General features: G+C 61.3%; 22 protein-coding genes. 15 read left to right on the top strand and 7 right to left on the bottom strand.

All coding sequences use genetic code 11. The annotated features are described in order from the left end of the window. Positions 1 to 296 precede the first annotated feature (296 nt). On the top strand, positions 297 to 1,184 hold the full coding sequence (locus tag V0R62_RS07830) for a LysR family transcriptional regulator (protein WP_050707612.1): 888 nt from the start codon (positions 297 to 299) through the stop codon (positions 1,182 to 1,184). Here the strand turns inward: V0R62_RS07830 and V0R62_RS07825 are convergent. From V0R62_RS07825 to V0R62_RS07815, 3 genes are read right to left on the bottom strand one after another with little or no spacing between them, the layout of a single operon-like run. Then, complete coding sequence (locus V0R62_RS07825; protein WP_330103329.1) at positions 1,173 to 1,991, bottom strand: sulfite exporter TauE/SafE family protein; 819 nt, start codon at positions 1,989 to 1,991, stop codon at positions 1,173 to 1,175. The genes V0R62_RS07830 and V0R62_RS07825 overlap by 12 nt on opposite strands. Next, the gene (locus tag V0R62_RS07820; protein WP_330103328.1) at positions 1,988 to 3,268 is read right to left on the bottom strand and encodes an NAD(P)/FAD-dependent oxidoreductase; all 1,281 of its coding nucleotides are present in this window, start codon (positions 3,266 to 3,268) and stop codon (positions 1,988 to 1,990) included. Before V0R62_RS07820 ends, V0R62_RS07825 begins: the two co-directional genes overlap by 4 nt. Before the next feature lie 41 nt (positions 3,269 to 3,309). Continuing rightward, positions 3,310 to 4,194: an MBL fold metallo-hydrolase gene (locus V0R62_RS07815; RefSeq protein WP_330103327.1), complete on the bottom strand. Its 885-nt coding sequence runs from the start codon at positions 4,192 to 4,194 to the stop codon at positions 3,310 to 3,312. Between the two features lie 247 nt (positions 4,195 to 4,441). On the opposite strand from V0R62_RS07815, the gene V0R62_RS07810 reads away from it, so the two are divergent. Beyond that, positions 4,442 to 5,743 (top strand): sigma-54 interaction domain-containing protein, encoded by a 1,302-nt coding sequence (locus V0R62_RS07810; protein ID WP_330103326.1) that lies wholly within the window; start codon positions 4,442 to 4,444, stop codon positions 5,741 to 5,743. Between the two features lie 73 nt (positions 5,744 to 5,816). Here the strand turns inward: V0R62_RS07810 and gyrB are convergent, their stop codons facing one another. Genes gyrB through dnaA form a run of 4 tightly spaced genes read right to left on the bottom strand, consistent with a single transcriptional unit; the run spans position 5,817 to position 12,031 of the window. Then, the gene (gene gyrB / locus V0R62_RS07805) at positions 5,817 to 8,237 is read right to left on the bottom strand and encodes a DNA topoisomerase (ATP-hydrolyzing) subunit B (RefSeq protein WP_110736126.1); all 2,421 of its coding nucleotides are present in this window, start codon (positions 8,235 to 8,237) and stop codon (positions 5,817 to 5,819) included. Between the two features lie 4 nt (positions 8,238 to 8,241). Continuing rightward, on the bottom strand, positions 8,242 to 9,345 hold the full coding sequence (recF, locus tag V0R62_RS07800) for a DNA replication/repair protein RecF (protein WP_028690032.1): 1,104 nt from the start codon (positions 9,343 to 9,345) through the stop codon (positions 8,242 to 8,244). A 15-nt stretch (positions 9,346 to 9,360) separates the two neighbouring features. Beyond that, positions 9,361 to 10,464, bottom strand: a complete 1,104-nt coding sequence (gene dnaN / locus V0R62_RS07795) for a DNA polymerase III subunit beta (RefSeq protein WP_050707605.1) — start codon at positions 10,462 to 10,464, stop codon at positions 9,361 to 9,363. A gap of 40 nt (positions 10,465 to 10,504) precedes the next feature. After that, complete coding sequence (dnaA, locus tag V0R62_RS07790; protein WP_198742543.1) at positions 10,505 to 12,031, bottom strand: chromosomal replication initiator protein DnaA; 1,527 nt, start codon at positions 12,029 to 12,031, stop codon at positions 10,505 to 10,507. Between the two features lie 581 nt (positions 12,032 to 12,612). On the opposite strand from dnaA, the gene rpmH reads away from it, so the two are divergent. The 13 genes from rpmH to V0R62_RS07725 all read left to right on the top strand — a co-directional run bounded on the left by rpmH (position 12,613) and on the right by V0R62_RS07725 (position 23,675). Further along, entirely contained in the window at positions 12,613 to 12,747 is a 135-nt protein-coding gene (rpmH, locus tag V0R62_RS07785; RefSeq protein ID WP_003253163.1) for a 50S ribosomal protein L34, read from the top strand. A 13-nt stretch (positions 12,748 to 12,760) separates the two neighbouring features. Then, complete coding sequence (gene rnpA / locus V0R62_RS07780; protein WP_011536515.1) at positions 12,761 to 13,162, top strand: ribonuclease P protein component; 402 nt, start codon at positions 12,761 to 12,763, stop codon at positions 13,160 to 13,162. Next, positions 13,155 to 13,400: a membrane protein insertion efficiency factor YidD gene (gene yidD / locus V0R62_RS07775; RefSeq protein WP_084855254.1), complete on the top strand. Its 246-nt coding sequence runs from the start codon at positions 13,155 to 13,157 to the stop codon at positions 13,398 to 13,400. The genes rnpA and yidD overlap by 8 nt, the downstream gene beginning before the upstream one ends. Before the next feature lie 2 nt (positions 13,401 to 13,402). Beyond that, positions 13,403 to 15,085: a membrane protein insertase YidC gene (gene yidC, locus V0R62_RS07770; RefSeq protein WP_050707603.1), complete on the top strand. Its 1,683-nt coding sequence runs from the start codon at positions 13,403 to 13,405 to the stop codon at positions 15,083 to 15,085. An 87-nt stretch (positions 15,086 to 15,172) separates the two neighbouring features. Continuing rightward, entirely contained in the window at positions 15,173 to 16,543 is a 1,371-nt protein-coding gene (gene mnmE / locus V0R62_RS07765; protein WP_330103325.1) for a tRNA uridine-5-carboxymethylaminomethyl(34) synthesis GTPase MnmE, read from the top strand. Positions 16,544 to 17,070: 527 nt separating this feature from the next. Then, positions 17,071 to 18,963 carry a tRNA uridine-5-carboxymethylaminomethyl(34) synthesis enzyme MnmG gene (mnmG, locus tag V0R62_RS07760; RefSeq protein WP_330103324.1) on the top strand — a complete coding sequence of 631 codons (1,893 nt, stop codon included), beginning with the start codon at positions 17,071 to 17,073 and terminating at the stop codon, positions 18,961 to 18,963. Next, positions 18,960 to 19,610 (top strand): 16S rRNA (guanine(527)-N(7))-methyltransferase RsmG, encoded by a 651-nt coding sequence (gene rsmG, locus V0R62_RS07755; protein ID WP_050707600.1) that lies wholly within the window; start codon positions 18,960 to 18,962, stop codon positions 19,608 to 19,610. The genes mnmG and rsmG overlap by 4 nt, the downstream gene beginning before the upstream one ends. Positions 19,611 to 19,628: 18 nt before the next feature. Further along, on the top strand, positions 19,629 to 20,420 hold the full coding sequence (locus V0R62_RS07750) for a ParA family protein (protein ID WP_028690024.1): 792 nt from the start codon (positions 19,629 to 19,631) through the stop codon (positions 20,418 to 20,420). A gap of 9 nt (positions 20,421 to 20,429) precedes the next feature. Beyond that, a complete protein-coding gene (locus tag V0R62_RS07745) occupies positions 20,430 to 21,302 on the top strand; it encodes a ParB/RepB/Spo0J family partition protein (protein WP_011536508.1) in 873 nt (290 codons plus the stop codon). 149 nt (positions 21,303 to 21,451) lie between these two features. Next, positions 21,452 to 21,859, top strand: a complete 408-nt coding sequence (locus V0R62_RS07740; RefSeq protein WP_011536507.1) for a F0F1 ATP synthase subunit I — start codon at positions 21,452 to 21,454, stop codon at positions 21,857 to 21,859. 16 nt (positions 21,860 to 21,875) lie between these two features. Then, on the top strand, positions 21,876 to 22,745 hold the full coding sequence (gene atpB, locus V0R62_RS07735; RefSeq protein ID WP_046857652.1) for a F0F1 ATP synthase subunit A: 870 nt from the start codon (positions 21,876 to 21,878) through the stop codon (positions 22,743 to 22,745). 144 nt (positions 22,746 to 22,889) lie between these two features. Beyond that, complete coding sequence (gene atpE / locus V0R62_RS07730; RefSeq protein WP_003097235.1) at positions 22,890 to 23,147, top strand: F0F1 ATP synthase subunit C; 258 nt, start codon at positions 22,890 to 22,892, stop codon at positions 23,145 to 23,147. Positions 23,148 to 23,204: 57 nt separating this feature from the next. Next, entirely contained in the window at positions 23,205 to 23,675 is a 471-nt protein-coding gene (locus V0R62_RS07725; protein WP_023383136.1) for a F0F1 ATP synthase subunit B, read from the top strand. Positions 23,676 to 23,684: the final 9 nt, after the last annotated feature.

The following is a 23,684-nucleotide window of genomic DNA, read 5'->3' as shown; positions in this document are numbered from 1 at the left end:
TGCAACCTCGCGCCTGATTATTATTCTTGTCCCGATCCATCTTATTGATTAATTTCGCTGAGGAAACACGAGATTTCGCGCAGCCGTTGTGCGTTTTAGCACAGCGCCAATGCCCAGCACGAATCCCTGTGTAGGAGCGGCCTTGTGCCGCGATGGGCCGCATAGCGGCCCTGATAATGCAAACGCGGTGTACCTGAAATACCGCATGCATGAGTTGGGGCCGCTATGCGGCCCATCGCGGCACAAGGCCGCTCCTACACAGGGATCTGCGGCATCCGAAAGGCAAAAGGATCAGCATGTTCGACTGGAACGATCTGCGGTTTTTCCTCGAGTTGCAGCGCAGCGGCCGCCTGCTTACCGCCGCCAAGCGCCTCAACACCACCCACAGCACCGTGGCCCGGCATATCGAGAGCATCGAAAAGCACCTGGGTACCGCGCTGTTCGTCCAGCACGCTCAGGGCTACGAACTCACGCCTTCCGGCCAGGCCCTGCTCAAGCACGCCGAAGCCATGGAGAACGTCGCCCTGCTGGCGCAGGAAGAAATCACCCAGGCCATCACGCCACTGGGCAAGATCCGCCTTGGGGTGACCGAAGGCATCGGCATCATGTTCTTCACCCCGCGCATGAAGGCCTTGTTCCAGCGCTACCCGGGGCTCGAAGTGGAGCTGGTGGCGGTGCCGCGGTTCGTCAGCATCCTCAACCGCGAAGCCGAGATCAGCATCCACCTGGAACGTCCCAACGCCGACCTGCTGATCACCCGCAAGCTCACCGACTACCGCCTTGCCCTGTATGCCAGCCAGGACTACCTGGACCGCGCGCCACCGCTGCACAGCCGCGAAGACCTGGCCCGGCACAGCTGGATCGGCTATGTCGACGACCTGCTGTTCAGCCAGGAGCTGCTGTTCCTCAACAGTTTCTGCCGGGCACCCAACGTGGTTTTCCGCAGCACCAGCGTGATCGCCCAGCAGCATGCCGCCCAGGCCGGTCTGGGCATCGCCGTGCTGCCCAACTACATGGCCCGCCACGATCCGAAGCTGGTGCGTGTGCTGCCCAGCGAGACCATCCAGCGCAGCTACTGGATCTGCACCCGCCGCGAGCTGCACAAGTCGGTACGCCTGCGAGTGGTGTGGGACTACCTACTGGCACTGTGCGCCGCCGAGCAGGACGAGTTGCTAGCCGAGTAGCGCCTTGCCAGCCAACAGTACCGCAGCGCCACAGCCCACCACGGCGAACAGCTGCTGCAGGCGCGGGCCAGCCAGCTTGCTCGCCAACGGCCGCGCCAGCAGCAGGCCCAGCACCGCCCCCACGGCAAACGGCGCCCCGACCCACCAGTGCATCACCCCCGCCACGCTGGCGCTGACCACGCTGCCGGTGGACACCAGGGCGATCACCGCCAGCGAGGTGGCGACGATGCTTTTCATGTTCAGGTTGGTATAGCGGTTCAGCGCCGGGATGATCACGAATCCACCACCGACCCCCAACAGGCCGGATAGCAACCCCGACAGCATCCCGGTGAACGCCAGTGCCCGGGCGCAGGGCAGGGTCCAGCGCAAGCGCCCCTGCAGCGGGTTGAGCACGCAGGGCATGATCTCCCGCTCCCCACAGGGCGACTCGCCACGCAGTTCACGCGCCGCCTTGCGCCAGATCCGCAGGCAGGCGTACACCAGCACCCCGGCGAACACCAAGGCCAACGGCGTGTTGGGCAAACGATGGGCGAGCATCAGGCCGAACGGCGCGCAGGCAATCCCGATCACCGCGATGAACGCGGCCGCCCGGTAGCGCACCAATCCCTGGCGCAGGCCGAGCACCGCACCGACCGACGCCGCCAGCCCTACGGCCAGCAGGCCGATCGGCGCCGCCTCGACCATGCTCAGTCCCAGGCCGAACACCAGCAGCGGCACCGCCAGGATGCCACCGCCGGCGCCGGTCAGGGCCAGCACCGCGCCAATGACCGCGCCGAGCCCGGCGCCCAGCAGTTGGTGTTCGATCACTGCTGCGCCTCGACCACCAGAGGTTGCGGCCGGGCCAGCCACTCGCGACCCTTGAGCATGGCCTTCCAGTACAGCGGCGGCAGGATCTGCGCCTTGAGCAACCAGGCCAGGCGGGTTGGCTTTCGGCCATCGAGCAGCCAGCGCGGGAAGCTCGGCGCCACCTTGCCGCCATAGGTGAACTCGGCCAGGACGATCTTGCCGCGCTCGACCGTCAACGGGCAGGAGCCGTAGCCATCGTACTGGGCCAGGGTCGACAGGCGACCGAGTGCCACCAGCACATTGTTGGCCACCACCGGTGCCTGCTTGCGGGCGGCGGCAGCGGTCTTGGCGTTGCTGGTATTGACCACGTCACCCAGCGCATGGACATTGCCGAACTGGCGATGACGCAAGGTATGCGGGTCGACATCCACCCAGCCCGCCGCATCGGCCAGCGGGCTCTGACGGATGAAGTCAGGCGCCACCTGGGGCGGCACCACATGCAGCATGTCGAAGGCCTCGACCCGGGTCTCGGTGCTGCCGTCGGGGAGGGTACGAATGAACGTGGCGAGCTTGTTCGGACCATCCACCGCCGTCAGACGATGCTGGTAGTTCAGGTCCACGCCGTACTTGTCGATGTAGCTCATCAGTGCTGGCACATAGTCCGGTACGCCGAACAGCACCGCCCCGGCATTGAAGAAGCTGGCCCTGACATTGCCCAGGTGCCCGTTGCGCAACCAGTGATCGCAGGACAGGTACAACGCCTTCTGCGGCGCCCCGGCGCATTTGATCGGCATCGGCGGCTGGGTGAAGAGGGCGCGCCCCTGCTTGAGGTTCTGTACCAGTTGCCAGGTGTAGGGCGCCAGGTCGTAGCGGTAGTTGGAGGTGACACCGTTGCGTCCGAGGGTCTCGCTCAAACCCTCGATGGCGTTCCAATCGAGTTTCAATCCCGGGCAGACCACCAGTTGCTCATAGCTGACCGCACGCCCGTCCTCGAGCACCACCAGTTGCCCCTGAGGGTCGAAGCCCTCCACCCGTGCCTTGATCCAGCGCACGCCACGGGGCAGGGTGGCCGCCATGGTCTGGGCGGTGCTCGGCGCCTTGAAAACACCGGCACCGACCATGGTCCAGCCAGGCTGGTAGTAGTGCACGTCGGCGGGGTCGATCAGGGCAATGTCCAGCGACGGGTCACGGGCGATCAAGCTGGAGGCGGTGGCGATACCGGCGGCACCGGCGCCGACGATCACCACCTTGTGGTGGTCGGCACGGGAGGAATCGACAGGGGACAGCAAGGCAGGCATGGCGGTGTTCCTTGGAAATCTCATTATGGGTACGGCGTGGCTTACAGCTTGTTCAGCGGGATCTTCAGGTAGCTCACACCGTTGGCTTCAGGTTCGGGGAATTGCCCGCTGCGCATGTTGATCTGCACCGACGGCAGGATCAGCACGGGCATGTCGAGGGTCTTGTCACGGGCTTCGCGCATCTGCACGAAGCTGTCTTCGCTGACCCCTTCATGGATATGGATGTTGTCGGCGCGTTGCTCGGCCACGGTGGTGACGAAGCGCAGCTCACGGCCACCGGGCAGGTAGTCGTGGCACATGAACAGCCGGGTCTTGTCGGGGAAGGCGAGCAGGCGACGGATCGACTGGTACAGGGTTCGCGCGCTGGCGCCCGGAAAGTCGCAACGGGCGGTGCCATAGTCGGGGGTGAACAAGGTGTCGCCGACGAACACGGCGGTCTCGCCCGCATCCTCGACCATGTAGCTCATGCACGCCGGGGTATGTCCTGGGGTGTGTAGGGCACGGGCATGCAGGTTGCCGATGCGAAATCCCTCTTCATCTTCGAACAGGACGTCGAACTGGCTGCCGTCGCGGGCAAAACCCGGCTCGGCGTTGAACAAGGTGCCGAAGACTTTCTGTACCTGGGTGATCTGCGCACCGATCGCGATGCTGCCGCCAAGCCGCTCCTTGAGGTAGGCCGCCGCCGACAGATGGTCGGCGTGCACATGGGTGTCCAGAATCCATTGCACCTTGGCGCCCAGCGCCTCGACGCAGGCGATCAGCTTGTCCGCCGAATCGGTGCAGGTGCGCCCGGACTTGGGGTCGTAGTCCAGCACGCTGTCGATCAGCGCGCATTGGCGGGTCTCGCCATCCATGACCAGGTAGCTGATGGTCCAGGTCGCCTTGTCGAAGAATTCTTCAACGTGAAGGTTGTTGCCGATGATCATTGCACTCTCCAGTTATCCACCGGGCCTCCTTGAAGGCATAGGCAGTGAAGGGTGCTTTATCAAGATACATGCCAGCCTTTCAGATAGGACGCCTTCCCCTGTAGGAGCGGCCTCGTGCCGCGATGGGCTGCGCAGCAGCCCCTATACGAGCAATCCGAAGGTGACAGTTCCTGGCAGTCGACTGTCAGCCGATGGCAGTGTTTGGCAGTCCTTGCTACCCTCGCCAGGTCCTTCATCTGGTGCTGTCATGCTAGCCGCTTCCCATCCCGCGATCCTCGCGCTGGTGTCCTATCTCGAACACGATGTGCTGCCCAGTATCGTGCTGGATACTGACTACAACATCCTGGCTGCCAACGCGGCGTACCGTCGCCAGTTCGGCAACGAGGAGCACGCGCCGATCGGTGAAAAATGCCACCGGGTCTCGCACCACTATGCCGTGCCTTGCGACCAGGCCGGGGAACATTGCCCGCTGCGCAAGTCGCTGGACAGCAAGGTGCCCGAGCGCGTGCTGCACATCCATCACACCCCGCGGGGGCCGGAACATGTGGATGTGGAGCTGCGCCCAATCCTCGATGACGAGGGCAGGGTGGTGGCCTTCGTCGAACGCCTGACCAGCGTCACCCTGGCATCGGCACAACCTCAACAACAAGGACTGGTTGGCCGGGCACCAGCCTTCAAGTCCGCCGTGGCCAGTTTGCAGCGCGCAGCCCCCGCGCAGATTCCAGTGTTGCTCCAGGGCGAATCGGGCACAGGCAAGGAGCTGTTCGCCCGCGCCTTGCACCTGGGCAGCCCACGAGCCAATGGCCCCCTGGTGGTGGTGGACTGCACCGGGCTGACCGAGTCGTTGTTCGAGAGTGAACTGTTCGGCTATGAGAAGGGCGCCTTCACTGGAGCGACTCAACGCAAGATCGGCCTGGCCGAAGCCGCTCACGGTGGCACCCTGTTCCTCGATGAGATCGGTGAGGTACCGCTGGCCATGCAGGTGAAACTGCTGCGCCTGATCGAGTCCGGCAGCTTCCGCCCGGTCGGCAGCACGCGCACGGTCCATTCGGACTTTCGCCTGGTCTCGGCCACGCACAAGCCATTGAAAGAGATGGCTGCCGAGGGGACGTTCCGCGAAGACCTGTATTACCGCATCAGCGGATTCCCGATTCGCCTGCCGTCACTACGCGAGCGAGTCGAGGATTTACCGTTGCTCTGTGAGAGCCTGCTGCAACGCATGGCCGGCAAACAGTCGCCAAAGCTTACGCCTGAGGCGCTCGAGCAGCTGAACCTGCACACCTTCCCCGGCAACATCCGTGAACTCAGGAACATTCTGGAACGCGCCCGGCTGTTCACGGATGACGGTCTGATCCGCCCTGAGCATTTTCCAGAAGATATGTACCCGGCCGCAAAGCCGGCAGGTTCACGGGGACGGGGCAGGAACGAGATGGCCGACCTGGCCCATGCCTTGGAAACCTTTAATGGCTCCCGTAGCGAGTTGGCCGATCATCTTGGGATGAGCGAACGCACGTTGTACCGCCGGCTGAAGGCTCTGGGAATTTCATAGTTCCACGTGGAACATTTGCGTAGGCAAAAAAAAGCCAATCCCTAAGGATTGGCTTTTTTGTACTGTCCGCTAATCAGAAGTCCAGGTTGGACACCGACAACGCGTTGCTTTCGATGAAGTCGCGACGCGGCTCGACTGCATCCCCCATCAGGGTGTTGAACAGCTGGTCGGCGGCAATCGCGTCCTCGATAGTAACCTTGAGCATGCGGCGCACGGTCGGGTCCATGGTGGTTTCCCACAGCTGGTCCGGGTTCATCTCACCCAGCCCTTTGTATCGCTGGATGGTGTGGCGCTTGGTGCTCTCGTTCATCAGCCAGTCGAGGGCTTCCTTGAACTCGGTGACCGCCTTGCGACGTTCGCCACGCTGAACATAGGCGCCGTCGCCCAGCAAGGTACCCAGCTTTTCACCCAGGGCAACGACTGTCTTGTAGTCATTGCTACCGAAGAAATCACGGTTGAAGGTGACATAGCTGGCCAAACCATGGGAGGTCGTTTCAACGACAGGCAGCCAGAGGTTGCGCTCCTTGTCCTCGTGCAAGTCAGCCTTGTAAGCCAGACCAGAACGCTGGCTATTATCCAGACGCTGCTGGAACGCCTTCAGCCAAACATCCATCTGCGCCTTATCGGCCAGTTGCTCCAGGGAAACCTTTGGTAGGTAGATGAAGTGCTCGGTCAGCTCTTCCGGGTACAGGCGCGACAGACGCTTGAGGGTCTTCATCACGGCGCGGAATTCGTTGACCAGCGCCTCAAGCTGTACGCCGGAAACGGCTGGCGCGGACTCGTCCAGGTGCAGGCTGGCATCTTCCAGGGCCGACTGGGTCATGTACTCTTCCATGGCCTCGTCGTCCTTGATGTACTGCTCCTGCTTGCCTTTCTTCACCTTGTACAGCGGCGGCTGGGCGATATAGATGTAGCCACGCTCGACCAGCTCCGGCAGCTGACGGAAGAAGAAGGTCAGCAGCAGGGTACGGATGTGCGAACCGTCGACGTCAGCATCGGTCATGATGATGATGTTGTGATAACGCAGCTTGTCGATGTTGTACTCTTCGCGGCCGATGCCACAACCCAGTGCGGTGATCAGCGTGCCGACCTCCTGGGAAGAGATCATCTTGTCGAAGCGCGCTTTCTCGACGTTGAGGATCTTGCCCTTGAGCGGCAGGATCGCCTGGGTACGACGGTTACGGCCTTGCTTGGCCGAACCACCTGCGGAGTCACCCTCCACCAGGTACAGTTCGGAAAGGGCAGGGTCCTTCTCCTGGCAGTCGGCCAGTTTGCCCGGCAGGCCGGCGATGTCCAGCGCGCCTTTGCGGCGAGTCATCTCACGGGCTTTACGCGCCGCTTCACGGGCACGGGCAGCGTCGATCATCTTGCCGACCACCGCCTTGGCTTCGTTGGGGTTCTCCAACAGGAAGTCGGCGAAGTACTTGTTCATCTCCTGTTCCACGGCGGTCTTCACCTCCGAGGACACCAGCTTGTCCTTGGTCTGCGAGCTGAACTTCGGATCCGGCACCTTGACCGAGATGATCGCGGTCAGGCCTTCACGGGCGTCGTCACCGGTGGTGGCGACCTTGTTCTTCTTCGCCAGGCCTTCCTGCTCGATGTAGCTGTTCAGGCTACGGGTCAGCGAGGAACGGAAGCCGACCAGGTGGGTACCACCGTCGCGCTGGGGAATGTTGTTGGTGAAGCACAGCAGGTTTTCGTTGAAGCTGTCGTTCCACTGCAGGGCGACTTCGACACCCACGCCATCGTCACGCTGGACGTTGAAGTGGAAGACCTGGGAGTTGACCGGGGTCTTGTTGGTGTTCAGGTATTCAACGAATGCACGCAGGCCGCCTTCGTACTTGAAGAACTCTTCCTTGCCGCTGCGCTCATCCTTCAGCAGGATGCCAACGCCCGAGTTCAGGAACGAAAGCTCGCGGATACGCTTGGCGAGAATGTCCCAGCTGAAGTGGATGTTCTTGAAGGTTTCAGCCGAAGGCTTGAAGTGAATGTGGGTACCGGTGGTTTCGCTTTCACCGACGACCGCCATCGGCGCCTGGGGCACACCATGGACATAGGTCTGTTCCCAGATCTTGCCGCTACGACGAACGGTGAGCACCAGTTGCTCGGACAGGGCGTTCACCACCGACACACCTACGCCGTGCAGACCGCCGGATACCTTGTAGGAGTTGTCGTCGAACTTACCGCCGGCGTGCAACACGGTCATGATGACCTCGGCCGCGGAAACGCCTTCTTCTTTATGCACGTCGACCGGAATACCGCGGCCGTTGTCACGGACGCTGATGGATTCGTCCGGGTGAATGATGACGGTGATGTCATCGCAGTGCCCGGCCAGGGCTTCGTCGATCGAGTTGTCGACCACCTCGAATACCATGTGGTGCAGGCCGCTGCCGTCATCGGTGTCGCCAATGTACATGCCGGGACGCTTGCGTACGGCATCCAGCCCTTTCAGCACCTTGATGCTGGAGGAGTCGTACGTTTGATTTTCGCTCATGCCTTCACTCCCGATGGTCGTGGGTCTGGGTGATACGGCCTTGTTCCACGTGGAACAAGGCGACTGGCGTTTCCGTCTGCCAGCCTTCCCTCAGAAATTCGTGGTCTACACAGGTGATGAACACCTGGCAGTTCAATTCTTCAAGCAAGCGGCACAGGGCGCGGCGGTGCTGCTCGTCCAACTCGGACGGCAGGTCATCCACCAGATAAATACACTGACCGCGACGAACCTGGCTGACCAGGTGTCCCTGGGCGATGCGCAAGGCACAGACCACCAGCTTCTGTTGCCCTCGCGAGAGGATGTCGGCCGCGTTGTTCGCGCCCAATCGCAGGCGCAGATCGGCACGTTGTGGCCCGGCCTGGGTATGGCCCATCTGCTGATCGCGAAGGAGAGAGGTTGCGAGGACTTCGTTGAGTTCCCGGTCCTTGTCCCAGCCTCGGTAGTAGCTCAGGGTCAGCCCGTCCAGTTCGACCAGCTCGCTCAGGGTACGCTCGAAGACAGGCTTCAAGGCCTTGATGTAGTTGCGACGGTATTCATCTATTTCCGCACTGGCGAGACATAACTCCCGATCCCAGGCGGCTTGCGAAACGGCATCAAGTGTACCATGCCGCAGCCATGAGTTCCGCTGCCGCAGGGCCTTCTGCAGGCGCTGCCAGGTCGCCATGAAGCGGGGTTCCACGTGGAACACGCCCCAATCGAGGAACTGCCGGCGTACCTTGGGCGCACCTTCGAGCAGGCGAAAACTGTCCGGGTTGATCAGTTGCAGGGGCAGCATCTCGGCCAGTTGCGCGGCGCTGCGCGCATTCTGTCCGTCGATACGGATGGTGAAATCACCCTGACGCTCCCGAGAAACACCCAGGTTGCTAGTACCGCCTTCAGCCAGTTCGACCTGACCGAACACGGTGCAGGTCGGCTGCTCGTACTGAATCACCGGGTTCAACCGGGTGCTTCGGAACGAGCGGGCGAGCCCCAGCAGGTGCACGGCTTCGAGCACGCTGGTCTTGCCGCTGCCGTTGGCGCCGTAAAGGATGTTGATGCGGGGGGAGGGTGAGAGGGTCACCGGGTGCAGGTTGCGCACCGCGGTGACCGAGAGACGTCGAAGAGACATGTCGCCTGCTATGGATTACAGACGCATCGGCATGACAACGTAGGACGAGTCGTCATTGCCGGCTTCCTGCAGCAGGGCGCTGCTGTTGGAGTCGGACAGAATCAGGCGAACCTGTTCGGTGGTCATGACGCCCAGCACATCCAGCAGGTAGCTGACGTTGAAACCGATCTCCAGCGAGCTGCCGTTGTAGTCGACGCTGATTTCTTCTTCCGCTTCTTCCTGCTCCGGGTTGTTGGCCTGGATCTTCAGCTGGCCGGCGGCCAGTTGCAGACGGATGCCGCGGTACTTCTCGTTGGACAGGATCGCGGTACGGCTGAATGCCTCGCGCAGCGCCTGGCGATCACCGATCACCAGCTTGTCGCCGCCCTTGGGCAGGACGCGCTCGTAGTCCGGGAACTTGCCGTCGACCAGCTTCGAGGTGAAGGTGAACTCACCAGTGGTGGCGCGAATGTGATGCTGGCCCAGGACGATGCTGACCATGCCTTCCGGATCGGTGAGCAGACGCGCCAGCTCGAGGATACCCTTGCGCGGCACGATGACCTGGTGACGCTCAGCCTGGCCGATCGGTGCCTGCATGGCGCACAGCGCCAGACGGTGGCCATCGGTGGCGACGGCGCGCAGGGTGTCGGTGGACACTTCCAGCAGCATGCCGTTGAGGTAGTAGCGCACATCCTGCTGGGCCATGGCGAAGCTGGTGCGCTCGATCAGGCGGCGCAGCTTGCTCTGTTCCAGGTTGCAGGTCAGCGAGCCCGGGCCTTCTTCCACAGTCGGGAAGTCATTGGCCGGCAGGGTGGACAGGGTGAAACGGCTGCGGCCGGCCTTGACCAGCAGCTTCTGCTCGTCGACCTTGATGTCGATCAGCACATCGCTGGGCAGGCTCTTGCAGATGTCCATCAGCTTGCGCGCCGGAACGGTGATCTCGCCCGGCTCCGCAGGCTCTTCCAGCTGGACGCGGCCAACCAGTTCGACTTCCAGGTCGGTACCGGTCAACGACAGCTGCTGGCCTTGCACGACCAGCAGGACGTTGGACAGGACCGGCAAGGTCTGGCGGCGCTCGACGACGCCTGCGACCAGTTGCAGGGGTTTCAACAGGGCTTCGCGTTGAATGGTGAAATGCATGGTCTAGTCCCTTGCCTTCAATTAGCTGCGCAGACGGCCATCAGGTCGTCAGCGTGCGCAGCAGGTTCTTGTAGTCCTCGCGGATGTCCGCGTCGGATTCCTTCAATTCGTTGATCTTGCGGCAGGCGTGCAGCACGGTGGTGTGGTCGCGGCCGCCGAACATGTCGCCGATCTCCGGCAGACTGTGGTTGGTCAGCTCTTTCGACAACGCCATGGCTACCTGGCGAGGACGCGCCACGGAGCGCGAACGTCGCTTGGACAGCAGATCGGAGATCTTGATCTTGTAGTACTCGGCCACGGTGCGCTGGATGTTATCCACACTGACCAGCTTGTCCTGCAGCGCCAGCAGATCCTTGAGCGACTCACGGATCAGCTCGATGGTGATGTCGCGGCCCATGAAGTGCGAGTGGGCAATCACCCGCTTCAGGGCGCCTTCGAGCTCACGCACGTTGGAGCGGATACGCTGGGCGATGAAGAACGCGGCATCGTGCGGCAGCTCGACCTTGGCCTGGTCGGCCTTCTTCATCAGGATCGCCACGCGGGTTTCCAGCTCCGGCGGCTCGACGGCCACCGTCAGGCCCCAGCCGAAGCGGGACTTCAGGCGCTCTTCCAGGCCTTCGATTTCCTTCGGGTAGCGGTCGCTGGTGAGGATCACCTGCTGGCCACCCTCGAGCAGGGCGTTGAAGGTGTGGAAAAACTCTTCCTGGGAACGCTCCTTGCGGGCGAAGAACTGGATGTCGTCGATCAGCAACGCATCGACCGAACGGTAGAAGCGTTTGAATTCGTTGATCGCGTTCAGCTGCAGCGCCTTGACCATGTCGGCGACGAAACGCTCCGAATGCAGGTAGACCACCTTGGCGTTCGGGTTCTTCTTCAGCAGGTGGTTACCCACAGCGTGCATCAAGTGCGTCTTACCCAGGCCGACGCCACCATAAAGGAACAGTGGGTTGTAGCCGTGCTTGGGGTTGTCGGCAACCTGCCAGGCCGCAGCGCGAGCCAGTTGGTTCGACTTGCCTTCGACGAAGGTTTCGAAGGTGAAGGTGCGGTTTAGGTAGCTGGTGTGCTTCAGGGCACCCTCGACCTGCACCGTGCGCTGCTCGGTGCGACCGCTGGCAACCGGAGCGGTCGCGATCTCGGCCATGCTGTCGAAGCTGTCACGCGAAGAGGGTTCCTCGACTTCGGCAACCTGTGCCGGCTCCACCACGGGTGCGCTGACAGGCTCGAGTACGGGCGCTGGCTGCTGCACCTGCGCCTGTTGCGCAAGGGTTGCCGCGACGGCGGCACTGACAGGGGCGTTGGGTGCAGCACGGGCTGCGGAACTGCGACGGCTGCCTATTAATAAGGAAAGGGCAGGTGCGATACCGCTGCCCTGTTCACCCAGCAGTTCGAGCAGGCGGCCAAGGTACTTTTCATTGACCCAGTCGAGCACGAAGCGGTTGGGCGCATAGACGCGCAACTCGTCGCCTTCGGCTTCGACCTGTAGCGGACGGATCCAGGTGTTGAATTGCTGGGCAGGCAGCTCATCGCGCAGAAGCTCCACGCACTGCTGCCAAAGTTCCACTGACACGGATATCCCCTGAGTTGAAAGCCGGATGAGGCAAAAACAAACCGCCATTGTACCGGGCGGGCGGTCAGTTATCCACACGTGACGCCACCCACTATCAGGGTAAATCCGCCAAAAAACGACTTGAACACCCTCCACGTACTGTTGATAAGCCCTGTGGATAACGGCACTTGTGGGCTATGCACAACCCTGGGTTCAGATCTGTGGATAAATCATCTGTGGATAAACCACCTGTTCCCGCACAGGTTTTCCTCATGTGGGACACAGACAGAACACCCCTTACCGACAAGGTTGTGATTTTCTGTACATACCGTGAATCGTGGCCTGTAGTAGGTTATCCACAGAAGGTTATCCACCTAAGCTCTATAAGTTCTTCAGAAAAGCTTTTTATATGCCTCTTCTGTTTTTTTGATTTGCCCGCTTTCAGGTTAGCCAGGTCGACATGACGCCCATCGACCTGGCTCGACCTTCCATAAGGAAAGGCTGGTTGGAAATTGACCTATCGGCTTGCTTTCTCTAGAATCGCCGATCTCTTAAAAAGGGGGCCCTTCCGGCCCGTTGTCGACCAACCCAGGTAACACGCCATGAAACGTACTTTCCAACCAAGCACCATCAAGCGCGCCCGCACCCACGGTTTCCGTGCCCGTATGGCTACCAAGAACGGCCGTGCTGTTCTGTCGCGTCGCCGTGCCAAAGGCCGTAAGCGTCTGGCCATTTGATTTTTCGGCACAGGTGGTGAGTCAGGACTTCAGTCGGGACAAGCGACTGCTTACACCCCGGCATTTCAAAGCGGTCTTCGACTCCCCAACCGGCAAGGTTCCAGGGAAAAACCTGCTTATCCTTGCCCGCGAGAACGGCCTCGATCATCCACGCCTCGGCCTGGTGATCGGCAAGAAGAGCGTCAAGCTCGCCGTTCAACGCAATCGCCTGAAACGCCTGATGCGCGATTCGTTCCGGTTGAACCAGCAGATGTTGGCTGGACTGGATATCGTGATCGTTGCACGCAAGGGGTTGGGCGAAGTGGAAAACCCAGAATTGCACCAACACTTTGGCAAGCTCTGGAAGCGACTGGTCCGCAGTCGGCCCTCTCCAGCGGTCGCCGATTCCGCAGGGGTAGACAGTCACAATGCGTAAACTGGCCCTCGTTCCGATCCAGTTCTACCGTTACGCCATCAGTCCACTGATGGCCAGTCACTGTCGTTTCTATCCCAGCTGTTCCTGTTACGCCTATGAAGCCATCGAAAATCATGGCCTCATGCGTGGTGGGTGGCTGGCCGTTCGTCGCCTGGGGCGTTGTCATCCGTGGAACGACGGCGGTTTCGATCCCGTTCCACCTGCTCCTTCCTCCCGAACTTCTTCGATAGCCGAGTAATCATGGATATTAAACGCACGATCCTGATCGTCGCCCTGGCAATCGTGTCCTATGTCATGGTCCTCAAATGGAACCAGGACTATGGCCAGGCTGCCCTGCCGACTCAGAATGCTGCTGCCAGCAATGCTGCCCCGGCCCTGCCGGACACCGTGCCGGCCGGCAACTCCGGTGCAAGCGCCGATGTGCCGAGCGCCAATGCTGAATCCAGCCCTGCTGAACTGGCGCCGGTCGCGGTCAGCAAGGACCTGATCCGGATCAAGACCGATGTCCTGGACCTGGCTATCGACCCGGTCGGTGGTGACATCGTCCAGCTGAACCTGCCGAAGTACCCACGTCGCCAGGACCATCCGGACATTCCGTTCCAGCTGTTCGACAACGGCAGCGAGCGTGTGTACCTGGCCCAGAGCGGCCTGACCGGCACCAACGGCCCGGACGCCCGCTCCACTGGTCGCCCGCTGTACGCCGCCGAACAGAAGAGCTTCCAGCTTGCCGACGGTCAGGACCAACTGTCCGTCGACCTGAAGTTCAGCGAGAACGGCGTCAACTACATCAAGCGCTTCAGCTTCAAGCGCGGTGAGTACGACCTGACCGTCAGCTACCTGATCGACAACCAGAGCGGCCAGGCCTGGAGCGGCAACATGTTTGCCCAGCTCAAGCGCGACGCCAGCTCCGATCCGTCGTCGAGCACTGCCACCGGTACGGCCACCTACCTGGGCGCCGCCCTGTGGACAGCTTCCGAGCCGTACAAGAAAGTGTCGATGAAAGACATCGACAAGGGCAATTTGAAAGAAAATGTAACCGGCGGCTGGGTCGCCTGGCTGCAGCACTACTTCGTGACCGCCTGGATCCCGAGCAAGTCGGACAACAACGCCGTCCAGACCCGCAAGGACAGCCAGGGCAACTACATCATCGGCTTCACCGGCCCTGCGCTTGACGTCCCTGCCGGCGGCAAAGTCGAAACCAGCGCCATGCTGTATGCCGGTCCGAAGATCCAGTCCAAGCTCAAGGAACTGTCCCCAGGCCTGGAACTGACCGTTGACTACGGCTTCCTGTGGTTCATCGCCCAGCCGATCTTCTGGCTGCTGCAACATATCCACAGCCTGCTCGGCAACTGGGGCTGGTCGATTATCGTCCTGACCATGCTGATCAAAGGCCTGTTCTTCCCGCTGTCGGCCGCCAGCTACCGCTCGATGGCGCGCATGCGTGCCGTGGCGCCGAAACTGGCGCAGCTCAAGGAACGCTTCGGTGACGATCGCCAGAAGATGTCCCAGGCGATGATGGAGCTGTACAAGAAAGAGAAGATCAACCCGCTGGGCGGCTGCCTGCCGATCCTGGTGCAGATGCCGGTGTTCCTGGCCCTGTACTGGGTACTGCTGGAAAGCGTAGAGATGCGCCAGGCCCCGTGGATGCTGTGGATCACCGACCTGTCGATCAAGGATCCGTTCTTCATCCTGCCGATCATCATGGGCGCCACCATGTTCATCCAGCAGCGTCTGAACCCGACCCCGCCGGATCCGATGCAGGCCAAGGTGATGAAAATGATGCCGATCATCTTCACCTTCTTCTTCCTGTGGTTCCCGGCCGGTCTGGTGCTGTACTGGGTTGTGAACAACTGCCTGTCGATCGCACAGCAGTGGTACATCACCCGCAGTATCGAGGCAGCGACCAAGAAAGCTGCCGCTTGACGGGCAAGCCTGTTTGCCTGTGAATAAAAACGCCCCCTAGTGGGGCGTTTTTGCTATCTGACGAATTCGTTGTAGAGGCTTTCGAGCATGAACACTGTGCGTGAAACCATCGCCGCTATCGCTACCGCCCAGGGCCGCGGCGGGGTCGGCATCGTCCGCTTGTCCGGGCCACTGGCCAGCCAGGCCGGGCAGGCCTTTACCGGCCGCACGCTGACCCCGCGCCATGCCCACTATGGCCCGTTCCGTGATGCCGATGGCCTGGTCCTGGACGAAGGTATCGCGCTGTTCTTCCCCGGGCCGAACTCCTTCACCGGCGAAGACGTGCTGGAGCTGCAGGGCCACGGGGGGCCGGTGGTCATGGACATGCTGCTGCAGCGTTGCCTGCAACTGGGCTGCCGGTTGGCACGTCCGGGCGAGTTCAGCGAGCGTGCGTTCCTCAACGACAAGCTCGACCTGGCCCAGGCCGAAGCCATCGCTGACCTGATCGAAGCCAGCTCCACGCAAGCTGCCCGTAATGCCCTGCGTTCTCTGCAGGGAGCGTTCTCCAAGCGCGTGCATGGGCTGACCGAGGCGCTGATTGCCTTGCGCATCTACGTCGAGGCCGCAATCGACTTCCCCGAAGAAGAAATCGACTTCCTCGCCGACGGCCATGTGTTGCGCATGCTCGATGATGTGCGCAGCGAGTTGTCCACAGTGCAGCGTGAAGCCGGGCAGGGCGCCTTGTTGCGTGACGGCATGACCGTGGTCATCGCTGGCCGGCCGAACGCCGGCAAATCGAGCCTGCTCAACCAGCTGGCCGGACGCGAGGCTGCGATCGTCACCGATATCGCCGGCACTACCCGGGACATCCTGCGCGAACATATCCACATCGATGGCATGCCGTTGCATGTGGTCGATACCGCCGGTCTGCGCGATACCGATGACCATGTGGAAAAGATCGGGGTGCAAAGGGCGCTCAAGGCTATCGGCGAGGCCGATCGAGTGCTGCTGGTCGTCGACTCGACCGCACCGGAAGCCAGTGACCCCTTTGCGCTGTGGCCGGAGTTCCTGGACCAACGGCCAGATGTGGCAAAAGTCACACTCATCCGTAACAAGGCCGACTTGAGCGGTGAGCATGTCGGCATGGAGCAGAGTGACGATGGGCACGTAACCATTACCCTGAGTGCCCGCGAAGACGATATGGGGCTGGATCTGCTGCGTGACCACCTCAAGGCCTGCATGGGGTATGAACAGACTGCGGAGAGCAGCTTCAGCGCCCGTCGCCGGCACCTGGAAGCGCTGCGCCATGCCAGCGAGCACCTGGAGCATGGTCGGGCACAGCTGACCCTGGCGGGCGCCGGAGAGCTGCTGGCAGAGGATCTGCGCCAGGCACAGCAAGCGTTGGGTGAAATCACCGGGGCGTTCAGTTCGGACGACCTGCTTGGCAGGATTTTCTCGAGCTTCTGCATCGGTAAATAGTCCACTGCCCTTCGATACCAAGGCCGCTCCTGTCTGGAGCGGCTTTTTTTTGCCTGTGATTCGGGTAGGGCGAGCGCCGGCTTGGCCTGCGGTATCTGTAGGCCCGCTGCCAAGACGTCATCCACAGATGAGATCTCAGGCTCAGGAGCTCTGTGGAAAACTCGGCATCAGCTCCGTTGATAACTGGCCTTTTTTTCTGAGGACAAACCCTCCTGTGGGTAAGCGACACTTTAATCCACAGGTTACACGCCGTTATCCAGAACCCCCAGGCCTACTACGCCACAGGGTTATGATTCCGTAAAAGCTACGCAGTTAAAGGGCTTAGGTCACTTATCCACATGTGGATAGCTGCCTAAACATAAACATAAAAACAAAGCTTTTTTAAATTTTTCCTCTTTGTTTTCTTTTGCCTGCCACTCATCCACAGCCTGCTCATTTTTTGCTCAGAAGGTTTCTTTGAAGGGCGGTAAGTCCCTATACTTGTCCGCTTACCTTCTCTATTCGCAAAAACAGGCACGAGGTGCGTGGTGGATTTCCCTTCCCGTTTTGAAGTGATCGTCATCGGCGGCGGCCATGCCGGTACCGAGGCTGCGCTTGCGTCCGCACGCATGGGTGTGAAAACCCTGCTGCTGACCCACAACGTGGAAACCCTCGGTCATATGAGTTGCAACCCGGCTATCGGCGGCATCGGCAAGAGCCACCTGGTCAAGGAAATCGATGCGCTCGGCGGCGCCATGGCGTTGGCCACCGACAAGAGCGGCATCCAGTTCCGCATCCTGAACAACCGCAAGGGGCCGGCCGTACGCGCCACCCGTGCGCAGGCCGACCGCGCCATCTACAAGGCGGTGGTGCGCGAAATCCTGGAAAACCAGCCGAACCTGTGGATATTCCAGCAGTCGTGCGATGACCTGATCGTCGAGCAGGACCAGGTCAAGGGCGTTGTCACGCAAATGGGTCTGCGCTTCTTCGCCGATTCCGTGGTCCTGACCAGCGGCACCTTCCTCGGCGGACTTATCCACATCGGTCTGCAGAACTACTCCGGTGGTCGCGCCGGCGATCCGCCCGCCAACGCCCTGGCCCAGCGCATGCGTGAACTGCCGTTGCGCGTCGGCCGGCTGAAGACCGGCACGCCACCGCGCATCGATGGCCGTTCCGTGGACTTCTCGGTGATGACCGAGCAGCCGGGCGACACGCCGATCCCGGTGATGTCGTTCATGGGCAATGCCCAGATGCATCCGCGCCAGGTCAGCTGCTGGATCACCCACACCAACGCCCGCACCCACGAGATCATCGCCTCGAACCTCGACCGTTCGCCGATGTACTCGGGCGTGATCGAAGGCATCGGCCCGCGCTACTGCCCGTCGATCGAGGACAAGATCCATCGCTTCGCCGACAAGGAAAGCCACCAGGTGTTCATCGAGCCGGAAGGCCTGACCACCCACGAGCTGTATCCCAACGGTATTTCCACCTCGCTGCCGTTCGACGTGCAGTTGGAGATCGTCCGCTCGATCCGCGGCATGGAAAACGCCCACATCGTCCGCCCGGGCTACGCCATCGAGTACGACTACTTCGACCCGCGCGACCTGAAGTACAGCCTCGAGACCAAGGTCATCGGCGGCCTGTTCTTCGCCGGCCAGATCAACGGCACCACCGGTTACGAAGAGGCCGGCGCCCAGGGCCTGCTGGCCGGGACCAACGCTGCTCTGCGTGCCCAGGGCCGTGAAAGCTGGTGTCCGCGCCGCGACGAGGCCTACATCGGCGTGCTGGTTGACGACCTGATCACCTTGGGGACCCAGGAGCCGTATCGCATGTTCACCTCGCGCGCCGAATACCGGCTGATCCTGCGCGAAGACAACGCCGACCTGCGCCTGACCGAGAAAGGCCGCGAATTGGGCCTGGTCGACGACCAGCGCTGGGCTGCGTTCTGCGCCAAGCGCGAAGGTATCGAGCGTGAGGAACAACGCCTGAAGAGCACCTGGGTCCGCCCGGGCACGCCGCAGGGCCAGGCCATTGTGGATAAGTTCGGCACGCCGCTGGCCCACGAATACAGCCTGCTCAACCTGCTTGCCCGTCCGGAAGTCGACTACGCTGGCTTGATCGAGGCGACCGGCGGTGAAGTGATCGATCCACAGGTCGCCGAACAGGTCGAGATCAAGACCAAGTACGCCGGCTACATCGACCGCCAACAGGAAGAGATCGCCCGTCTGCGCGCCAGCGAGGACACGCGCCTGCCTGTGGATATCGACTACACCACGATTTCCGGCCTGTCCAAGGAGATCCAGGGCAAGCTCGGGCAGACCCGCCCGGAGACCCTGGGCCAGGCTTCGCGCATTCCGGGTGTTACCCCGGCGGCGATTTCCCTGTTGCTGATTCACTTGAAAAAACGCGGCGCAGGCCGCGAATTGGAGCAAAGCGCTTGAGTTCCCCGGTCACCCCGCAACACGCCGAAGAGTTGTCCACAGGTGCGCGCCAGCTCGGTGTCGAGCTGAGCGCGCAGCAGCACGAATCGCTGCTGGGCTACCTGGCCCTGTTGATCAAATGGAACAAGGCCTACAACCTGACCGCGGTGCGCGACCCGGACGAGATGGTCTCGCGCCACCTGCTCGACAGCCTGAGTGTCATGCCGTTTATCCACAATGACACCCAGCGCTGGCTGGATGTCGGCAGCGGCGGCGGCATGCCGGGCATTCCGCTGGCCATCCTGCATCCGCACAAGCAGGTGACGGTGCTGGACAGCAACGGCAAGAAGACCCGCTTCCTGACCCAGGTGAAGATGGAACTGAAACTGGACAACCTCACGGTTATCCACAGCCGGGTGGAAGAGGTCCAGCCCGAGCAGCCGTTCTGCGGGATCATTTCCCGGGCCTTCAGCAGCATGGAGAATTTCACCAACTGGACCCGCCACCTGGGTGACGCCCGCACGCAATGGCTTGCAATGAAGGGGCTGCATCCTGCCGACGAACTGGTAGCATTGCCCGCAGACTTCACAGTGGAAAGCGAGCAGGCCCTGACCGTTCCAGGTTGCCAGGGCCAGCGCCATCTGCTGATACTGCGCCGCAAGGCATGACTGGGAACACACGCAACAATGGCTAAGGTATTCGCAATCGCGAACCAGAAGGGTGGTGTGGGCAAGACCACCACCTGCATCAATCTCGCCGCATCGCTGGCCGCGACCAAGCGTCGCGTGCTGCTGATCGACCTCGATCCACAGGGCAACGCCACCATGGGCAGCGGTGTGGATAAACACGAGCTCGAGCACTCGGTGTACGACCTGCTGATCGGGGAATGCGACCTGGCCCAGGCCATGCACTATTCCGAGCACGGCAACTTCCAGTTGCTGCCGGCCAACCGCGACCTCACCGCCGCGGAAGTCGTGCTGCTCGAGATGCAGATGAAGGAGAGCCGCCTGCGCAACGCGCTGGCGCCGATCCGCGAGAACTACGACTACATCCTCATCGACTGCCCGCCGTCGCTGTCGATGCTGACGCTCAACGCCCTGGTCGCCTCCGATGGCGTGATCATCCCCATGCAGTGCGAGTACTACGCGCTGGAAGGTCTCAGCGACCTTGTGGATAACATCAAGCGCATCGCCGCCCGGCTGAACCCGGAGCTGAAGATCGAAGGCCTGCTGCGGACCATGTACGACCCGCGCCTGAGCCTGAACAACGATGTTTCGGCGCAGCTCAAGGAACACTTCGGCGATCAGCTGTACGACACGGTGATCCCGCGCAACATCCGCCTGGCCGAGGCGCCGAGCTTCGGCATGCCGGCGCTGGCCTACGACAAGCAATCCCGCGGCGCGCTCGCCTATCTGGCGCTGGCCGGGGAACTGGTTCGCCGTCAGCGCCGTCCATCACGCACTGCACAAACAACTTAAGGAATCCGCATGGCCATCAAGAAACGCGGTCTCGGACGTGGGTTGGATGCACTGCTCAGTGGTCCTTCCGTCAGCGCGCTCGAGGCGCAGGCAGTGAAGATCGACCAGAAGGAACTGCAACAGCTGCCGGTCGAGCTGATCCAGCGCGGCAAGTACCAGCCGCGCCGTGACATGGATCCCGAGGCGCTGGAGGAACTGGCGCACTCGATCCGCACCCACGGCGTCATGCAACCGATCGTGGTGCGCCCGATCGGCGACAACCGCTACGAGATCATCGCCGGTGAGCGCCGCTGGCGCGCCACCCAGCAGGCCGGCCTGGACACCGTTCCGGCCATGGTCCGCGAAGTGCCCGACGAAGCCGCCATTGCCATGGCGCTGATCGAGAACATCCAGCGCGAGGACCTCAACCCGCTGGAAGAGGCCCTGGCCCTGCAGCGCCTGCAGCAGGAGTTCGAGCTGACCCAGCAGCAGGTGGCGGACGCCGTCGGCAAGTCGCGGGTGACCGTGGCCAACCTGTTGCGCCTGATCTCGCTGCCCGAGGCGATCAAGACCATGCTTGCCCACGGCGACCTGGAGATGGGCCATGCCCGCGCCTTGCTCGGCCTCGAGGAAGATCGCCAGGAAGAAGGGGCGCGTCATGTTGTCGCACGCGGGCTCACCGTGCGCCAGACCGAGGCACTGGTGCGCCAGTGGCTCAATGGCAAACCTGAGCCGGTCGAGGCGAGCAAACCTGATCCGGACATTGCCCGTCTCGAACAGCGTCTGGCAGAGCGCCTGGGCTCGGCGGTACAAATTCGCCATGGCAACAAGGGCAAAGGCCAGTTGGTTATTCGCTACAACTCCCTTGACGAGTTGCAGGGCGTGCTTGCTCACATCCGCTGAAACAATTCCTGTTGTAGCGCGCAGTCGGAAATCACTACCGAAGAGTTGAATAGGGGTTAATCCACCCCTATACTCTGCGCGCATTTTGTCGGCACAAATTATGCCAAGTCATTGCTGACTAGGCGGTCGACTTTCGAGGAGCAGTTGTGATGGAAATACGCACGCCAAACCGCCTGCCTTTCCATCGCTGGGCGGTTTTTCCGGTACTGCTGGCTCAATTTGTCGTCCTGCTGCTGGCAACCTTGGTGTTGTGGCAGTGGAAAGGGGTGGTCAGTGGATATTCAGGCCTCTGCGGAGGATTGATTGCCTGGCTGCCCAATGTGTATTTCGCCTGGAAGGCTTTTCGCTTCAGCGGAGCCCGGGCGGCGCAGGCCATCGTCAAGTCGTTCTACGCGGGCGAGGCAGGCAAGATGATTTTGACGGCAGTGCTGTTTGCACTGACCTTCGCAGGAGTGAAGCCATTGGCGCCGTTGGCAGTATTCGGCGTCTTCGTGCTGACCCTTTTGGTCAGCTGGTTCGCGCCCCTGCTGATGAATAAAAGACTTTCGAGACCTTAGGGCGTTTGAGGCAACCATGGCAGAAGAAACCGCTTCGGGTTATATCCAGCACCACTTGCAGAACCTGACCTACGGTCAACTACCAGACGGCAGCTGGGGCTTCGCCCATTCGGCTGCAGAAGCCAAGGCAATGGGCTTCTGGGCGTTCCACGTGGACACCCTGGGCTGGTCCGTCGCGCTGGGTCTGATCTTCCTGTTCATCTTCCGCATGGCGGCCAAGAAGGCGACTTCCGGCCAACCTGGCGGTCTGCAGAACTTCGTTGAAGTGCTGGTCGACTTCGTCAACGGCAGCGTGAAGGACTCCTTCCACGGCCGTAGCCCGGTGATCGCCCCGCTGGCACTGACCATTTTCGTCTGGGTGTTCATGATGAACGCCATCGACCTGGTACCGGTCGACTGGATTCCGAAAGCGGCGGCCTGGATCTCCGGTGATCCGCACCTTGTCTTCCGTGCGGTGCCAACCACCGACCCGAACGCGACCCTGGCCATGGCCTTCTGCGTGTTCGCCCTGATCATCTTCTACAGCATCAAGGTCAAGGGCCTGGGCGGCTTCATCGGTGAGCTGACCCTGCACCCGTTCGGCAGCAAGAACATCTTCGTGCAGATCCTGCTGATCCCGGTCAACTTCCTGCTCGAGTTCGTCACCCTGATCGCCAAGCCGATCTCGCTGGCACTGCGTCTGTTCGGCAACATGTACGCCGGCGAGTTGGTGTTCATCCTGATCGCCGTGATGTTCGGCTCCGGCCTGCTGTGGCTCAGCGGCCTGGGTGTGGTGCTGCAGTGGGCGTGGGCTGTGTTCCACATCCTGATCATCACCCTGCAAGCTTTCATCTTCATGATGCTGACCATCGTCTACCTGTCGATGGCTCACGAAGATAACCATTAAGACCGCCTGGCGTGTCTGATAGCCTTCCCCGCCCGCTTGGGGGGAGGGCTTAAAAAGTCCGCAAGGGCATGCTGTACCAAACGATTTGTTTTACCGCTTCAAACTAAAAACCTAACCAATACGACGTAAAAGTCGGGAGGAAAGATGGAAACTGTAGTTGGTCTGACCGCTATCGCTGTTGCTCTGCTGATCGGCCTGGGTGCTCTGGGTACCGCCATTGGTTTCGGCCTGCTGGGCGGCAAGTTCCTGGAAGGCGCTGCTCGCCAGCCAGAAATGGTTCCGATGCTGCAGGTCAAAATGTTCATCGTTGCCGGTCTGCTCGACGCCGTAACCATGATCGGTGTTGGTATCGCTCTGTTCTTCACCTTCGCGAACCCCTTCGTTGGTCAGATCGCCGGCTAATCACTCGTTCCTACGAGTTGATTGGTGTGATGGACAAAGACCGAGCGAGGTGTTGGCGTGAACATTAATGCAACCCTGATTGGCCAATCCGTTGCTTTTCTGATTTTTGTACTCTTCTGCATGAAGTACGTATGGCCTCCGGTCATCACTGCCCTGCAAGAGCGCCAAAAGAAGATTGCCGACGGCTTGGACGCTGCCAACCGCGCAGCTCGCGACCTGGAGCTGGCCCAAGAGAAAGCGGGTCAGCAACTGCGTGAAGCGAAGGCACAGGCAGCCGAAATCATTGAGCAAAGCAAGAAACGCGCTGCTCAGCTTGTCGAGGAAGCCCGTGAACAGGCTCGCGTCGAAGCTGACCGTGTGAAGGCTCAGGCTCAAGCCGAGATCGAACAGGAACTGAACAGCGTCAAAGACGCCCTGCGTGCCCAAGTGGGTGCCCTGGCCGTTGGCGGTGCTGAAAAGATCCTTGGCGCCACAATCGATCAAAACGCGCATGCGGAGCTGGTTAACAAACTGGCCGCTGAAATTTAAGCGAGGGCG

The sequence above is a fragment of the Pseudomonas carassii genome, assembly GCF_036324045.1.
Lineage (GTDB): Bacteria > Pseudomonadota > Gammaproteobacteria > Pseudomonadales > Pseudomonadaceae > Aquipseudomonas > Aquipseudomonas peradeniyensis.
This window is presented reverse-complemented; position numbering and strand designations above follow the sequence as displayed.

Bases quoted from the DNA above. Each gene is read 5' to 3' on its own strand.
- V0R62_RS07830 (WP_050707612.1), top strand. From the start codon at position 297: ATGTTCGACTGGAACGATCTGCGGTTTTTCCTCGAGTTGCAGCGCAGC.
- V0R62_RS07820 (WP_330103328.1), bottom strand. From the start codon at position 3,268: ATGCCTGCCTTGCTGTCCCCTGTCGATTCCTCCCGTGCCGACCACCAC.
- V0R62_RS07815 (WP_330103327.1), bottom strand. From the start codon at position 4,194: ATGATCATCGGCAACAACCTTCACGTTGAAGAATTCTTCGACAAGGCG.
- V0R62_RS07810 (WP_330103326.1), top strand. From the start codon at position 4,442: ATGCTAGCCGCTTCCCATCCCGCGATCCTCGCGCTGGTGTCCTATCTC.
- gyrB (WP_110736126.1), bottom strand. From the start codon at position 8,237: ATGAGCGAAAATCAAACGTACGACTCCTCCAGCATCAAGGTGCTGAAA.
- recF (WP_028690032.1), bottom strand. From the start codon at position 9,345: ATGTCTCTTCGACGTCTCTCGGTCACCGCGGTGCGCAACCTGCACCCG.
- dnaN (WP_050707605.1), bottom strand. From the start codon at position 10,464: ATGCATTTCACCATTCAACGCGAAGCCCTGTTGAAACCCCTGCAACTG.
- rpmH (WP_003253163.1), top strand. From the start codon at position 12,613: ATGAAACGTACTTTCCAACCAAGCACCATCAAGCGCGCCCGCACCCAC.
- yidD (WP_084855254.1), top strand. From the start codon at position 13,155: ATGCGTAAACTGGCCCTCGTTCCGATCCAGTTCTACCGTTACGCCATC.
- yidC (WP_050707603.1), top strand. From the start codon at position 13,403: ATGGATATTAAACGCACGATCCTGATCGTCGCCCTGGCAATCGTGTCC.
- mnmE (WP_330103325.1), top strand. From the start codon at position 15,173: ATGAACACTGTGCGTGAAACCATCGCCGCTATCGCTACCGCCCAGGGC.
- V0R62_RS07750 (WP_028690024.1), top strand. From the start codon at position 19,629: ATGGCTAAGGTATTCGCAATCGCGAACCAGAAGGGTGGTGTGGGCAAG.
- V0R62_RS07745 (WP_011536508.1), top strand. From the start codon at position 20,430: ATGGCCATCAAGAAACGCGGTCTCGGACGTGGGTTGGATGCACTGCTC.
- V0R62_RS07740 (WP_011536507.1), top strand. From the start codon at position 21,452: ATGGAAATACGCACGCCAAACCGCCTGCCTTTCCATCGCTGGGCGGTT.
- atpB (WP_046857652.1), top strand. From the start codon at position 21,876: ATGGCAGAAGAAACCGCTTCGGGTTATATCCAGCACCACTTGCAGAAC.
- atpE (WP_003097235.1), top strand. From the start codon at position 22,890: ATGGAAACTGTAGTTGGTCTGACCGCTATCGCTGTTGCTCTGCTGATC.